The following is a 12,744-nucleotide window of genomic DNA, read 5'->3' as shown; positions in this document are numbered from 1 at the left end:
TCCTCCTTATTCTAGCTGCCGTACGCGAAGATTTCGCGGAACAGCTGATCGACTGACTTGCCTTCCTGCTCACGGATGTTATCCACGGTATCATGGCGGACAACCTTGCCGTTTTGCAGGAAAATGGCCTCATCCAACACGCGCTCGATATCAGATATAAGATGTGTGGACAACATGACTGTGCCATTTTCGTTATAGTTAGTCAGAATCGTGTTTAAGATAAAGTCACGTGCTGCCGGGTCAACCCCGCCGATCGGTTCGTCAAGCAGATAAAGCTGCGCCTTGCGGCTCATGATGAGTGCAAGCTGCACCTTTTCTTTGGTGCCCTTAGACATGGTCTTAAGCCGGTCATTTGGCTGAATGCCAAGAGCCGAAAACATCTCCATTGCCTTTGGACGGTCAAAGTCCACATAAAAGTCTGCGAAAAAGTCTGTCAGATCGCAGGCCTTCATCCAGTCGGCAAAGTACATGCGGTCCGGCAGGTAAGAGATGACTGACTTGGTTTCCACACCGGGCGCATTGCCGTTTACCTCCAGAGTGCCGGAGGTGGGCTGTAAGAGTCCGCACAGAAGTTTGATAAAGGTAGTCTTACCTGAGCCATTTGGGCCCAGAAGACCGACAATGCGGCCGCGGCCGACCGTCAGATCAATATGGTCAAGCGCGGACTTTGATCCATAATTCTTAGTCAGGCCACGCGCGGTGATGAGTTCCTGATTCATACAAGTTCCTCCTTTTTATCCCACGCAGCAAGCAGCTCGCGGATTTGTTTATCGGTATAACCTAGGGCACGCATGGACGCAAGAAATTCATCCATTCGCGCAAAGGCAAGCTCCTCCCGCACGCTTTGGATAAGTGACTGGTCCTCAGTAACGATCCGTCCCGCTGTGCGGCGAGTTTCGACCAGCCCCCTGCTTTCCAGCTCAGCCAGTGCACGCTGCATCGTATTCGGGTTTACACCCGCCTCACTGGCCAGCGCACGCACAGTTGGCACAGCTGCACCAGATGCATATACACCGGACACGATGCGCAAAGTGAGCTGATCGACAAGTTGTATCCAGATCGGCCGGTCATCGGTCAGTTTCCAGATCATAATACTGCCTCCTTTTGTGTTGTTGTATCATTGTGTTGTAATATTAAGGATTATTGTACCTTTGTACTATTGTATTGTTGTACTAATGCCTTAATACAAGAATACAATTATTTTGCTGATTTGTCAATAGGTATTTTTAAAATATTGTTTTTCAAACTATTGCCAAAACTTGTTTATCACATACTATCTTAATTTATCTGATATGACAGTCAACAAAAAAAAAGTTTGAGCCCCCCAAACATAGAGGGGCTCAAACACTTTGCTTTTCTTATTAAAATCTGTAAACTTCCTTCAGCCATTACGGATAAAAATGAAAATAAACTCCACCCGGAGAAACTCCTCCCCGAAGTGCCGCCATCTCACTTACCGTAACCAGCTGGTAGCCAGCTTCTGTTAGCCTGGGAATTATTTCAAGGGCAGCTGCTCCGGTCTGGGAATAGAGCTCATGCATCAGGACGATGTCTCCATCCCGTACCTGGCTCATCACCGCATTTACCGTTTTACCGGCATTTCGAGTCTTCCAGTCCCGTGTATCTATACTCCACATAATCACAGGAGCTTGTACATTTGCAAGGACGGTGCCGTTTCTTGCTCCTCCCGGAGGTCTTACCAGGGAAGGCCTGACACCGCTGGCAGCTTGTACCACATCATTGCAAAGGTTGATCTGGCTTTGGACCTGGGCTGCGCTTAGCTTGGTCAAATTTTTGTGCTCGTAGGTGTGATTTCCGATTTCATGCCCTTCCGCAACCATGCGCTGCAGTTCCGCCCCATAAGCGGAAACACGGTTTCCCACCACAAAAAATGTAGCTTTTCCACCGTACTGCGCCAGACAATCCATAATCTGATTTCCCACGGAAGCAAATGGCCCATCATCAAAGGTTAAAGCCACCATGGGCCTTGAAGGGTCGATCTGACGTCCTTCGGCTGCCTGTTCCTGGCTCTCCTGTGAATCGGACTCCTGCTGCCCTTCTTGTGCAGTCCCGGTATTTAAGTCCTGGCCCTCCGCGTTGCTCTGGCTCTCGTCACCGGCTCCATCCTCCGTGTGCTTTCCCGGTTGTTCTGAAATATTACCATTCCCATCTACCCACCTGGCCACACCTGGTCCCAGGTTTTCATCTATCCAGTCATTCCGTACTTCCGGTGCCGCCTGGCCCGATGCCGTTTCATCCGCCATGGAAGGAAACGGTGTTGCAGGTACGAACGCTGTCACAAGTGCCACGATCATAAGACCGAAGCCCAATTGTAATAGTTTTTTCATGTTACATCTCTCCTTTCCCCTTTATTTTGTCCGTGCTTTCCGGACATACAGATATACTACCTGTAGGGTTTTTTCCTGTTACTAACCACTACTATACAGGAAATAGGAGAAAATTGGAAGAAAATTTCCAAACTTAATAAAAAAGTCTATCGGTACAGAAGCGCGCGGACCACTGCATCCATGCTTTTTTCCTCTGCTTCGATCGTTAACCTTGGCTCATGAATGTCCTCCAAATAATGAGCATCGGAATTGCTGATGATCCGGCATCCCTCCAGATAAGGGTTCTTTTTCTTAAGTTCATGAAGCTTTGTAAGGTCCTTTACCTCCGCCGTCGCAAACTGACTGTCTGGAGGAATAAAGCCTAAGTTTGAGAGAAGGCTGTTGGCAGACTTGTCGATATGGGCCGGAAACATGGCGCCTCCATAGGACCGGACTAAGTCCCATAACTGGTCAAAAGAAATTTCCACGCTGTTAATAAGAAGATTAGGCACGGTTCCGCAGAGGACATCTTCCTTATTATATATCTGCTGCTTTCCAAATATTTCCTCCTTATTTGGAAATGCCATCAACCGATCATACACATATTCATCAAACGCCATAGCCTTATCAAGGTCAGAAAACAGGCATACCGCATGCACTTCCTCCGATGTACAGACTTCCATACCCGGCAAGGCAACAATCCCATATTCCTTTGCAAAATGTAACACAGCCGGACAATTTTTACAGGAATTGTGATCCGTTACCGCAATCACGTCAAGCCCTTTTAAGGCAGCCATCCCAACAATATTTGCCGGAGTCATATCATCATCCCCGCACGGTGATAAGCAGGAATGGATGTGAAGATCATAGGTTAAGTTCATCATGGGGAAGCCTTTGATAGATCAACAGGGCAGCCTCAAAGATGGGCAGCTCTGTTTTTAAAACCGTGATCTCCTGGTCCGCCGCCTTTTTCACAGCCGCTTCGTCAAGAGCAGTTCCTTCTGCCATGACCACACAGGCAGCATCGGCAAGTGAAGCTACCGCAAGGGTATTTACATTTCCCATCACCGTTACCCATGCGCACCCCTCTGCTGCTCTTCCCATAGCAATGCTTAATAAATCACAGCAAAACGGCTTTTTGATCTCACGGTCAAGTGCTTCGCCTATATTTATTACTTCAAATAAATTACTGTCAATCAGTTCCTTTACTGTCATTGCGCTTCCTCCCTTCTTTTCTGTCAAGCTGAGTCATTTCATCAGAAATTCTCTCGATATATTTTGTCATGACCTTAAATTTCTCATAGCTGTCTCTGTCGCCTTCCACGATATCAGAGGCCAGCCTGGAAACTTCCTCCGCCAGCTTATGCACATTGTCCCTGAGGAAATAAACACAGTCCGATTCCACCGCTTCTCCCCGCACAATGTCCTCGGCCAGGGCTTTGCAGGTAGGTGCACCGCAGGAACCGCAATCTAAGCCAGGAAGTTTCTTTAAAAGCCGTTCCACCTGATTAAGCCTTGCAAAGCTTTCCATCATAGTTTCACCTAAATTAAATACCGGCTCATAGTGAACCTCCTTGGTCCACTTTACCAGTTCCTCAGCCCCTGCCTGCATATGGCTCCTTGCCACAGGCATATACTTTCGAAGCCGTTTCAGCTTTACCTCCGCGACATATGGGTTTTCTACCGTGAGCACACCGCCTACGCAGCCTCCGTTGCAGGCGCTTAGTTCCACAAATTTTAAGTTCGTGAATTTCTGGTCCTCCATATCCTCCAGGACCCTTATGACATTTTCAATGCCATCTGCTGCCAGGTAATCCTCGGTAAACAGGCCGCTTGCCTCTCCTCCGCTGCGCCCCCAGCTGACTCCGATTTTGCCCGAAGTCCCAATTTCCGGCGGATCATCTCCAACTGCCTTCATACAGGTTAAAAGCCGGGGATATAAATCCTTTATGGCAAGTACCTTATTCACTTCACTATGTTCCGTGCCCAGTGGAGATTTCACATAGGTCACCTTGGACGGACAGGGGGAAATGAAAATGATCCCGATCTTATCCCTATCAAGTCCGGTTTTTTCCATTGCTTTTTGGGCTGCAAGGATGGCAGCTACCTCCACCGGAGGATTTAATGGCAGGAGGTTTGGGATCAGGTTTGGGAACTTGACCCTTATGAGCCGTACCACGGAAGGGCAGGCGGTGCTGATGGCCGGAAGTTTGTCCGGATTTTCGCTTAAATATTCCCTGGTAGCCTCGCTTACCAGTTCCGCCGCCGCGCTTACTTCAAATACATCATCAAACCCCATCATAAGAAGAGCATTTAAGACAATATTCACATCATCCAGATTGTTAAACTGGCTGTATAGGGATGGCGGCGGCAATGCTACCGTATATTCATACTGTTTTAAAGCCTCCAGCTTGTCATATGTGGCATGTTTTGCATGGTGAGGGCATACCCGGATGCACTCCCCGCAGTCAATGCAGAATTTACTGTTGATCTGTGCCTTACCGTTTCTCACCCTGATGGCCTGAGTAGGGCACCGTTTGATGCAATTGATACACCCCATGCAAAGCTCTTCATCAAGCCTTACCGAATGATAAAATTTATCCACCTTTTTACCTCATTTCCATGTAAACCCGTATTCCACTTACCTATGCCTTAGCACCATTTCTTTAGAAGAAGAAGCATCTTATATATTAACCATCATATGAATGGTCGTTCCTTTTCCTATTACTGTATCGATCTCCATCTCGTCCGAATATTTTTTCATATTCGGAAGCCCCATTCCAGCTCCAAAGCCCAGGGAACGCACTGCATCCGGCGCAGTAGAATATCCTGCCTGCATAGCCAGACCAACATCTGGTATTCCTGGGCCCACATCAGCCAGGATCATCTCGATCCGGTCCGTCGTTATGTTAACGGTTATCTCTCCCCCTTGCGCGTGGATCACCATGTTGATCTCCCCTTCATACATGGCAATGGCCACCTTGCGCACCGCTTCCGGGGTGACCCCCATCTTTTTCAGCTTGCTTTTCACATCACTGCTGGCTTCTCCTGCTCTTGTAAAATCATCAGGTGAAATCCTGTAGTGAAACGTTATCATATCCGTCATCAAATCGCACCTCCGTGAAGTCCTGCCTCATAAAGCAGGCCGCAGGCCGAGAACATACGATGTCCGGTGGAAAGGATAATGATTCCTCGCTCCTCCGCCATCAAAAGCATGGACTCATCCGGCTTCTTGCCTCTGACAAATACGATACAGACAATGTCAAGCATCTCTGCTGTACGGATCACCTGAGGATTGCAAAGTCCCGTAAGAAGGACCGAATGATCTTTGGAAAATGCCAGCACATCACTCATCATATCAGATCCGCAGGCACTCCTTACCTCCTCATCCAGATGATTCTCTCCTGCCAGCACCTTGGCCCCCAGTTTATCTCTTACATCCCTTACTGTCATATTGACGCTCCCCTTTCCTCTTCTTACCATGCCTTTTGGGTCCATTGATTCGCACTATTCAAACAATTCATATCATTATTGACCATTATAACATAAATTGGTCGCCAGGTATAGAAAGATTCCACGGAAGGATTGTTATTTTTTTATCGAATGTTGCCGAAACTATAGATTTTTCATTCATAACATGATAAAATATCAGTTACATTGCATAAGCAACATATAAGGAGGTTATAAAATGGCTTGTAAAACACAAGGCGTCCAGTTTAACGGGACCAAGGAGCAGGAAGCTGCTTTAAAGGAAGCAATCGCCCTGCTCAAAGACACAAAAGGATCTCTCATGCCGATCATGCAAAAGGCACAGGAGATTTATGGCTATCTTCCAATCGAAGTCCAGACCATGATTTCTGACGAAACGGGTATCCCGCTTGAGAAAATTTATGGTGTTGCAACTTTTTATGCCCAGTTTGCACTTCAGCCAAAGGGCAAGTACCAGATATCTGTCTGTCTAGGAACTGCTTGCTATGTAAAGGGTTCCGGAGACATCTTCCATAAGCTTGAGGAAATCCTTGGGATTACCAACGGCGAGTGTACACCGGATGGAAAGTTCTCCCTTGATTCCTGCCGCTGCGTAGGTGCCTGCGGACTGGCTCCCGTCATGATGGTGAACGGGGATGTTTACGGTAGGCTGACCACAAACGATATTCATGACATTCTTGCAAAGTACGAATAGAAAATTATGATGACAGAGATTTCTTTAAATATCCTGGACGTGGCGGAAAACTCCACACGGGCAGGGGCTACCCTGGTTACCATTCTTGTTTCCGTCGAAACAGCTGCAGACAAACTGATTGTCACCATTGAGGACAACGGCTGCGGCATGACAAAGGAGCAGGCACTTCAAGTGACCGATCCTTTTTTTACCACAAGAGGAACCAGAAAAGTGGGCCTTGGCGTTCCGTTTTTTAAATATGCGGCGGAAAGCACAGGCGGAAGTTTTTCCATTGAGTCAGAGTTGGGTACCGGCACGGTAGTAACCGCTGTTTTCGGACTATCCCATATCGACCGTATGCCACTTGGTGATATAAACAGTACCATAGAAACCCTTATCACCTGCCATCCAGACACAGATTTTCTCTATATCTATCGTTACAATCAAGCGTCATTTGAGCTGGATACCAGAGCTTTCCGCGAAATTTTAGGGGATATCCCCTTTGATACTCCGGAGGTATCGGCTTATATAAAGGAATATCTCAGTGAAAACAAATTGGAAACAGATGGAGGCGCGGCCATATAGGCCCGTCGGATCAAAGTTGAATTGGAGGAATAACATGAAGACTCTTGAAGAATTAAAAGCAATTCGGGAAAAGATGCAGGGTCAAGTCAGTATGCGTGGTGAAGATCACGGACGTACCCGCATTCTGGTCGGCATGGCTACATGCGGAATTGCCAGCGGTGCTAGACCTGTTCTTAATACATTATCAAACCTGGTTCAGGAAAACAATATGACGGATCGTTTTTCTGTTACCCAGACCGGATGCATCGGCTTATGTCAGTATGAACCGATCGTTGAAATTCTGGAACCCGGTAAAGAAAAAATTACTTATATCAATATGACCCCGGAAAAAGCAGAAGAAGTTTATAAAGAGCATTTACTGGGTGGCCACATTGTTCAAAACTATACGTTAGCTTCAGCTGACATCAAATAAGGAGGAAACAGGATGTATCGTTCACATGTATTAGTTTGCGGCGGCACAGGATGTACTTCCTCTGGAAGCCAGCAGATTATGGTTAAATTAAGAGATGAGTTAAAGAATCAGGGTCTGGACCAGGAAGTATCCGTTGTACAGACCGGATGCCACGGCCTTTGTGCATTAGGCCCGATCATGATCATTTACCCGGATGCCACCTTCTATGCAATGGTAAAGGAAGATGATATTACTGAAATCGTAACCGAACACTTATTAAAAGGACGTCCGGTGGAAAGACTACTTTATGATGAGACTGTAACTCCGGCAGGCATCAAGGCCTTAAGTGATACAGATTTCTATAAAAAACAGCACAGAATCGCTTTGCGCAACTGTGGTGTCATCAACCCGGAAGAAATTGAAGAATACATTGGTACCGGCGGATATCAGGCTCTAGGTAAGGTTCTTACCGAGATGACTCCCGACGATGTAATCCAGACTCTCTTAGACAGCGGCTTAAGAGGACGAGGCGGCGCAGGCTTCCCCACCGGCCTCAAATGGAAACTGGCTAAGCAAAACGACGCAGATCAGAAGTATGTCTGTTGTAATGCAGACGAAGGCGACCCAGGCGCATTCATGGACCGTTCCGTATTAGAGGGTGATCCTCATGCTCTTTTGGAGGCCATGACCATTGCCGGCTATGCCATCGGCGCTTCCCAGGGTTACATCTACGTACGCGCTGAGTATCCCATCGCCGTGCAGCGTTTAAAGATCGCTATTAACCAGGCCAAAGAGATGGAGCTTTTAGGAGATGATATCTTTGGATCCGGATTCTCCTTTAACATTGACCTTCGTTTAGGTGCCGGTGCATTCGTATGCGGCGAAGAGACCGCCCTTATGGTTTCCATCGAAGGCAACCGTGGAGAACCAAGACCACGTCCTCCGTTCCCGGCTCAGAAAGGTTTATTCGGCAAACCAACCATTTTAAATAATGTTGAAACTTATGCAAATATTCCACAGATCATCTTACACGGATCCGAATGGTTTGCTTCCATGGGTACTGAGAAATCCAAGGGAACAAAGGTATTCGCTTTAGGCGGAAAGATCCATAACACAGGACTGGTAGAAGTTCCTATGGGAACTACTCTCCGTGAGATCATCGAAGAAATCGGCGGCGGCATTCCAAACGGCAAGAAGTTCAAGGCTGCTCAAACCGGCGGACCATCCGGCGGCTGTATCCCTGTAGAACATTACGATATTCCTATTGATTACGACAACTTAATTGCAATCGGCTCCATGATGGGTTCCGGCGGTCTGATCGTTATGGATGAAACTGACTGTATGGTCGATATTGCAAAATTCTTCCTTGAATTCACCGTTGAAGAATCCTGCGGAAAATGTACCCCATGCCGGATCGGAACAAAGCGTATGCTTGAGATTCTCGATAAGATCACCAAGGGACAGGCAAAGCTGGAAGATTTAGACCGTCTGGAAGAGCTGTGCTACTACGTAAAAGAAAACTCAGCCTGCGGCCTTGGCCAGACAGCACCAAACCCGGTTCTGTCAACCCTTAAGTTCTTCCGCGACGAATACAATGCCCATATTATCGATAAGACATGTCCGTCCGGTGTGTGCAAAGCGCTTCTCTCCTACCACATTGATGCAGAGAAATGTAAGGGCTGTACCCTTTGTGCAAGAAATTGTCCGGTTAACGCGATCTCCGGTTCCGTTAAGAACCCACATGTCATTGATCCTGAGAAGTGTATCAAGTGCGGCGTATGTATGGAGAAATGTAAGTTTGACGCTGTTTACAAGAAATAATGGAGGGAAATTGGATCATGGAGAATATCACAATAAAAATCAATGGCATGGACGTAAGCGCTCCAGCAGGCTCCACCATCCTGGAAGCTGCCAGACTGGCCCATGTTGAGATACCGACTTTATGCTTTTTAAAAGATATGAATGAAATCGCTGCCTGCCGTATCTGTACCGTTGAGATTAACGGCGGCAAATTAGCTGCTTCCTGCGTATACCCCATCAATCCGGGCATGGAAGTATGGACCAATACACCGAAGCTTCGTGACTACAGAAAGAAAACACTTCAGCTGATCCTTTCCAATCACGACCGTTCCTGTCTCTCCTGTGTCCGCAGCGGAAACTGCGAATTACAGACCTTATGTAAGGAACTGGGCGTTGATGTGGATGATTATTACGATGGAGCAAAAACACCTTCTACCCCTGATGAAAGTGCAGCTCATATGGTACGTGACAACAGCAAATGCATCCTGTGCCGCCGCTGTTCTGCAGTCTGTGAAAAGGTTCAGGGAATCGGCGTAATCGGTCCTAATGAGCGTGGATTTGCTACCATTATCGGTTCCGCTTTTGACATGGGACTGGGTGAAACGAGCTGTGTATCCTGCGGCCAGTGTATTGCTGTCTGTCCTACAGGCGCTCTCTATGAGAAGAGCAGCATTGACGAAGTGGCTGCTGCCATTGCAGACCGGTCAAAGCATGTGATCATTCAGACCGCTCCTGCTGTACGTGCAGCCCTTGGAGAAGAATTCGGTTATTCCATCGGAACCAATGTGGAAGGCCAGATGGTTGCCGCATTAAGAAGACTGGGCTTTGACAAGGTATTTGATACCAACTTCAGCGCCGATTTAACCATTATGGAAGAAGCACATGAATTCATTGACCGTGTACAAAACGGCGGCGTTCTTCCGATGATCACCTCCTGTTCTCCAGGATGGATCAAATACTGTGAGCACTACTTCCCGGATATGACAGAGAATTTATCCTCCTGTAAATCTCCGCAGCAGATGTTTGGCGCCATTGCTAAATCCTACTACGCAGAAAAGATGGGACTGAAACCTGAGGATATTGTATCCGTCAGCGTAATGCCATGTACCGCTAAGAAATTCGAAATCGGAAGAGATGACCAGGATGCCAACGGTTCTCCTGACGTAGATTATTCCATGACCACCAGAGAGCTGGCTAGAATGATCAAGCAGGCAGGAATCCGGTTCACAGAGCTTCCTGACGAAGAATTTGACACACCTTTAGGCCTTGGTACCGGAGCAGCAGTTATCTTCGGAGCCACCGGCGGTGTTATGGAAGCAGCCTTAAGAACTGCTGTAGAAACCCTGACCGGAGAAGAGCTTGAAAGACCTGACTTCGCCGATGTTCGTGGAACAGAGGGAATTAAGGAAGCTACCTACCGTGTAGACGATATGGATGTAAATGTTGCAGTAGCCTCCGGCCTCGGCAATGCAAGAGAACTCCTTAACCGGGTAAAATCCGGAGAGGCAAATTATCACTTTATCGAAATCATGGGATGCCCCGGCGGATGTGTAAACGGCGGCGGCCAGCCTCAGCAGCCTGGCTTTGTACACAATACAACGGATATCCGGGCCCTGCGTGCCAAGGTTCTTTATGATGAAGATGCTGCCAAGACCATTCGTAAGTCTCACGAGAATCCTGCAATCAAAGAATTGTACGAGACCTACCTTGGAGAGCCAGGAAGTGAAAAGGCTCATCACCTGCTTCATACAACCTACGTAAAGAGAAGAATCAACGAAATCTAAACTGTTGTATAAAAAGAACTTCTGCAAATGAATGTATAAAAATGAGCTTTGAATGGTCTTTAAACCATTATCAAAGCTCATTTTTTATACCTTACTCCGGTCCATTCCGCCGAAAGGGCTTTATTCTTAATTTGGATTTATTGGCCGACGATCTCTTTTATGAAAATAATATTGTTTTTAAGTTTCTCATCCGAGCTTTCCTTGCCTGAAAAATCCTCAAAAGTCACATAACCATCATAGCCTACTGCTTCTAAAGCTTTAAAAAATTTAGGAAAATCCGCATACCCATCGGAAAAGGACGCCCAGTCTGCTCCGTATTTCTCTCCCTTTTTCAGCCAACAGGCATTTTTAATATGAACAAGGTCCAAGTAGTCCCCCAGAATTTCCAGAGCCATCTGATATTCTTCCAGGCCTTCGTATATGATATTTCCTGTATCATAGATAACGCCTATGTAGTTTGGATCAAAGTTTTTAGCAAGTGCGTATGCCGCAGATGCGGAAGGAGTAATTGTTCCGTGGTGCATTTCAAAGTGCGCTTTTATTCCTGTTTCCTTTGCTTTTTCTTCTACTCTCCGAAAGCCCTGGAGCGCTTCTTCAAACACCTGCTTATAGCCCTTTTCAGGGTCATATTTGGGGGCATTCACACGGATCCTCCCAGCTCCCATCTTTTTTGCAGCCCTCATAACGGAGGTAATTTTATCAATGTCATCCGTACATGTAAGATAAGAAGCAAGCGCATTGACTTCTAAGCCGTATTTGTCCGCCAGAGCCTTCAATTCCTCCGCCTTTTCTTCCACCGTGTTTATATCCACGGTGCAGTAATTGTTTTTCCAGTAAGACGGCGGCTCCTTGGCAAACTCCTCTTTTATTTCCGTTACTCTGAAATCCACACCGTCATAGCCATACTCTTTCATTTTTTTGAGAGCTTCCTCTATCGTCATATCCGGAAGCTCTACGGTAAATACGGAATATTTCATGTTTCTCTCCCTTCTTCTAGCCCTTCAGACCGCTGGTAGCAATAAGAGCCTTATTATAAGTTGTATCGTCTGTTTCTCGGTCGTACTTAAATAAATAAGCGGCCATAAAGTCATTCCATTCAAAAACAAAAGAAGTAATTGCCATGGCAGCAATTATTTCCGCCGTTATGCATGGATTTCCATAAAACGTCCATATTAATACTGTCTTCCGGGAAATCACTTCGAAAGATAGTATAACAATGGAGGGAATATTATATGAGCCCAAAGGAATTAACTTATATCGAAGATGCTCTTGGCCATGAGCAATTTTTGAAAACCCAATGCCAGCAAGCAGCGCAGAATCTACAGGATCCTGAATTAAAAGCTTGTGCGCAGCAGCTTATGCAGAAGCACCAGCAGATTTTTGACAGCTTCTACAACTTAGTGTAAGGAGGAATCACATATGGATGACAAGTGTATTATGGAAAACCTGCTCCACACCACAAAAGGTGTGTGTGACTTATACCTGCATGGAACCATCGAATCCCCTACGATGAACGTACATCAGGCATTTGATACCGCACTAAGCGACAGCCTGTGCATGCAGGGCGATATCTACAAGAAAATGTCCGCAAAGGGATGGTACACTACAGATCAGGCAGAACAGCAGAAACTTACGAAAGTTAAAAGCCAGTTCGCAGGAATGTAAATAAAAAAGCTATGGATGTTCCCAATAAAA

17 protein-coding genes are annotated in these 12,744 nt (G+C 46.6%); 7 read left to right on the top strand and 10 right to left on the bottom strand.

The genetic code is table 11. From position 1 onward, the window contains the following. Positions 1-11: 11 nt before the first annotated feature. From ACHZES_RS19115 to ACHZES_RS19080, 8 genes are all read right to left on the bottom strand, one after another. Positions 12-719, bottom strand: coding sequence for an ABC transporter ATP-binding protein (locus ACHZES_RS19115; protein WP_038278563.1), 708 nt, complete (start codon positions 717-719; stop codon positions 12-14). Continuing rightward, entirely contained in the window at positions 716-1,090 is a 375-nt protein-coding gene (locus tag ACHZES_RS19110; protein ID WP_038278565.1) for a GntR family transcriptional regulator, read from the bottom strand. The genes ACHZES_RS19115 and ACHZES_RS19110 overlap by 4 nt, the downstream gene beginning before the upstream one ends. Positions 1,091-1,388: 298 nt before the next feature. Continuing rightward, on the bottom strand, positions 1,389-2,348 hold the full coding sequence (locus ACHZES_RS19105; RefSeq protein WP_395546257.1) for a polysaccharide deacetylase family protein: 960 nt from the start codon (positions 2,346-2,348) through the stop codon (positions 1,389-1,391). A 146-nt stretch (positions 2,349-2,494) separates the two neighbouring features. Beyond that, positions 2,495-3,211 (bottom strand): PHP domain-containing protein, encoded by a 717-nt coding sequence (locus ACHZES_RS19100; RefSeq protein ID WP_038278571.1) that lies wholly within the window; start codon positions 3,209-3,211, stop codon positions 2,495-2,497. Further along, positions 3,192-3,542, bottom strand: a complete 351-nt coding sequence (locus ACHZES_RS19095; protein ID WP_038278573.1) for a DRTGG domain protein — start codon at positions 3,540-3,542, stop codon at positions 3,192-3,194. The genes ACHZES_RS19100 and ACHZES_RS19095 overlap by 20 nt, the downstream gene beginning before the upstream one ends. Then, positions 3,520-4,932 (bottom strand): [Fe-Fe] hydrogenase large subunit C-terminal domain-containing protein, encoded by a 1,413-nt coding sequence (locus ACHZES_RS19090; RefSeq protein WP_038278575.1) that lies wholly within the window; start codon positions 4,930-4,932, stop codon positions 3,520-3,522. Before ACHZES_RS19090 ends, ACHZES_RS19095 begins: the two co-directional genes overlap by 23 nt. Positions 4,933-5,010: 78 nt before the next feature. Further along, on the bottom strand, positions 5,011-5,433 hold the full coding sequence (locus ACHZES_RS19085) for an ATP-binding protein (RefSeq protein ID WP_089995274.1): 423 nt from the start codon (positions 5,431-5,433) through the stop codon (positions 5,011-5,013). After that, positions 5,433-5,780, bottom strand: a complete 348-nt coding sequence (locus tag ACHZES_RS19080; RefSeq protein WP_038278581.1) for a DRTGG domain-containing protein — start codon at positions 5,778-5,780, stop codon at positions 5,433-5,435. Before ACHZES_RS19080 ends, ACHZES_RS19085 begins: the two co-directional genes overlap by 1 nt. Before the next feature lie 235 nt (positions 5,781-6,015). Here ACHZES_RS19080 and ACHZES_RS19075 point away from each other — a divergent pair, with 235 nt between their 5' ends. The 5 genes from ACHZES_RS19075 to ACHZES_RS19055 are packed head-to-tail and all read left to right on the top strand — an operon-like array spanning position 6,016 to position 11,049. Beyond that, positions 6,016-6,510 carry an NAD(P)H-dependent oxidoreductase subunit E gene (locus tag ACHZES_RS19075; protein WP_038278583.1) on the top strand — a complete coding sequence of 165 codons (495 nt, stop codon included), beginning with the start codon at positions 6,016-6,018 and terminating at the stop codon, positions 6,508-6,510. Positions 6,511-6,516: 6 nt separating this feature from the next. Further along, a complete protein-coding gene (locus ACHZES_RS19070; protein WP_154522798.1) occupies positions 6,517-7,074 on the top strand; it encodes an ATP-binding protein in 558 nt (185 codons plus the stop codon). A 34-nt stretch (positions 7,075-7,108) separates the two neighbouring features. After that, positions 7,109-7,486 (top strand): ferredoxin, encoded by a 378-nt coding sequence (locus ACHZES_RS19065; RefSeq protein ID WP_038278585.1) that lies wholly within the window; start codon positions 7,109-7,111, stop codon positions 7,484-7,486. Positions 7,487-7,498: 12 nt separating this feature from the next. Beyond that, a complete protein-coding gene (nuoF, locus tag ACHZES_RS19060) occupies positions 7,499-9,286 on the top strand; it encodes an NADH-quinone oxidoreductase subunit NuoF (protein ID WP_154522795.1) in 1,788 nt (595 codons plus the stop codon). A 17-nt stretch (positions 9,287-9,303) separates the two neighbouring features. Continuing rightward, complete coding sequence (locus ACHZES_RS19055) at positions 9,304-11,049, top strand: NADH-dependent [FeFe] hydrogenase, group A6 (RefSeq protein ID WP_395546256.1); 1,746 nt, start codon at positions 9,304-9,306, stop codon at positions 11,047-11,049. 137 nt (positions 11,050-11,186) lie between these two features. Here the strand turns inward: ACHZES_RS19055 and ACHZES_RS19050 are convergent, their stop codons facing one another. Both ACHZES_RS19050 and ACHZES_RS19045 read right to left on the bottom strand, forming a co-directional pair. Beyond that, entirely contained in the window at positions 11,187-12,026 is an 840-nt protein-coding gene (locus ACHZES_RS19050) for a sugar phosphate isomerase/epimerase family protein (protein WP_395546255.1), read from the bottom strand. A gap of 16 nt (positions 12,027-12,042) precedes the next feature. Continuing rightward, positions 12,043-12,171, bottom strand: a complete 129-nt coding sequence (locus ACHZES_RS19045; protein ID WP_278245560.1) for a hypothetical protein — start codon at positions 12,169-12,171, stop codon at positions 12,043-12,045. A gap of 110 nt (positions 12,172-12,281) precedes the next feature. On the opposite strand from ACHZES_RS19045, the gene ACHZES_RS19040 reads away from it, so the two are divergent. Together ACHZES_RS19040 and ACHZES_RS19035 are read left to right on the top strand one after the other, a co-directional pair. Then, complete coding sequence (locus ACHZES_RS19040) at positions 12,282-12,455, top strand: hypothetical protein (RefSeq protein WP_166429699.1); 174 nt, start codon at positions 12,282-12,284, stop codon at positions 12,453-12,455. A gap of 13 nt (positions 12,456-12,468) precedes the next feature. Next, positions 12,469-12,714: a spore coat protein gene (locus ACHZES_RS19035; RefSeq protein WP_038278596.1), complete on the top strand. Its 246-nt coding sequence runs from the start codon at positions 12,469-12,471 to the stop codon at positions 12,712-12,714. The last annotated feature ends 30 nt before the right edge of the window (positions 12,715-12,744 follow it).

The organism is Lacrimispora sanguinis (assembly GCF_044987295.1).
Lineage (GTDB): Bacteria > Bacillota > Clostridia > Lachnospirales > Lachnospiraceae > Lacrimispora > Lacrimispora celerecrescens_B.
This window is presented reverse-complemented; position numbering and strand designations above follow the sequence as displayed.

Coding starts and splice junctions, on each gene's coding strand:
- ACHZES_RS19115 (WP_038278563.1), bottom strand. CDS start 719: ATGAATCAGGAACTCATCACCGCGCGTGGCCTGACTAAGAATTATGGA.
- ACHZES_RS19110 (WP_038278565.1), bottom strand. CDS start 1,090: ATGATCTGGAAACTGACCGATGACCGGCCGATCTGGATACAACTTGTC.
- ACHZES_RS19105 (WP_395546257.1), bottom strand. CDS start 2,348: ATGAAAAAACTATTACAATTGGGCTTCGGTCTTATGATCGTGGCACTT.
- ACHZES_RS19100 (WP_038278571.1), bottom strand. CDS start 3,211: ATGATGAACTTAACCTATGATCTTCACATCCATTCCTGCTTATCACCG.
- ACHZES_RS19095 (WP_038278573.1), bottom strand. CDS start 3,542: ATGACAGTAAAGGAACTGATTGACAGTAATTTATTTGAAGTAATAAAT.
- ACHZES_RS19085 (WP_089995274.1), bottom strand. CDS start 5,433: ATGACGGATATGATAACGTTTCACTACAGGATTTCACCTGATGATTTT.
- ACHZES_RS19080 (WP_038278581.1), bottom strand. CDS start 5,780: ATGACAGTAAGGGATGTAAGAGATAAACTGGGGGCCAAGGTGCTGGCA.
- ACHZES_RS19075 (WP_038278583.1), top strand. CDS start 6,016: ATGGCTTGTAAAACACAAGGCGTCCAGTTTAACGGGACCAAGGAGCAG.
- ACHZES_RS19070 (WP_154522798.1), top strand. CDS start 6,517: ATGATGACAGAGATTTCTTTAAATATCCTGGACGTGGCGGAAAACTCC.
- ACHZES_RS19065 (WP_038278585.1), top strand. CDS start 7,109: ATGAAGACTCTTGAAGAATTAAAAGCAATTCGGGAAAAGATGCAGGGT.
- nuoF (WP_154522795.1), top strand. CDS start 7,499: ATGTATCGTTCACATGTATTAGTTTGCGGCGGCACAGGATGTACTTCC.
- ACHZES_RS19055 (WP_395546256.1), top strand. CDS start 9,304: ATGGAGAATATCACAATAAAAATCAATGGCATGGACGTAAGCGCTCCA.
- ACHZES_RS19050 (WP_395546255.1), bottom strand. CDS start 12,026: ATGAAATATTCCGTATTTACCGTAGAGCTTCCGGATATGACGATAGAG.
- ACHZES_RS19045 (WP_278245560.1), bottom strand. CDS start 12,171: ATGGCAATTACTTCTTTTGTTTTTGAATGGAATGACTTTATGGCCGCT.
- ACHZES_RS19040 (WP_166429699.1), top strand. CDS start 12,282: ATGAGCCCAAAGGAATTAACTTATATCGAAGATGCTCTTGGCCATGAG.
- ACHZES_RS19035 (WP_038278596.1), top strand. CDS start 12,469: ATGGATGACAAGTGTATTATGGAAAACCTGCTCCACACCACAAAAGGT.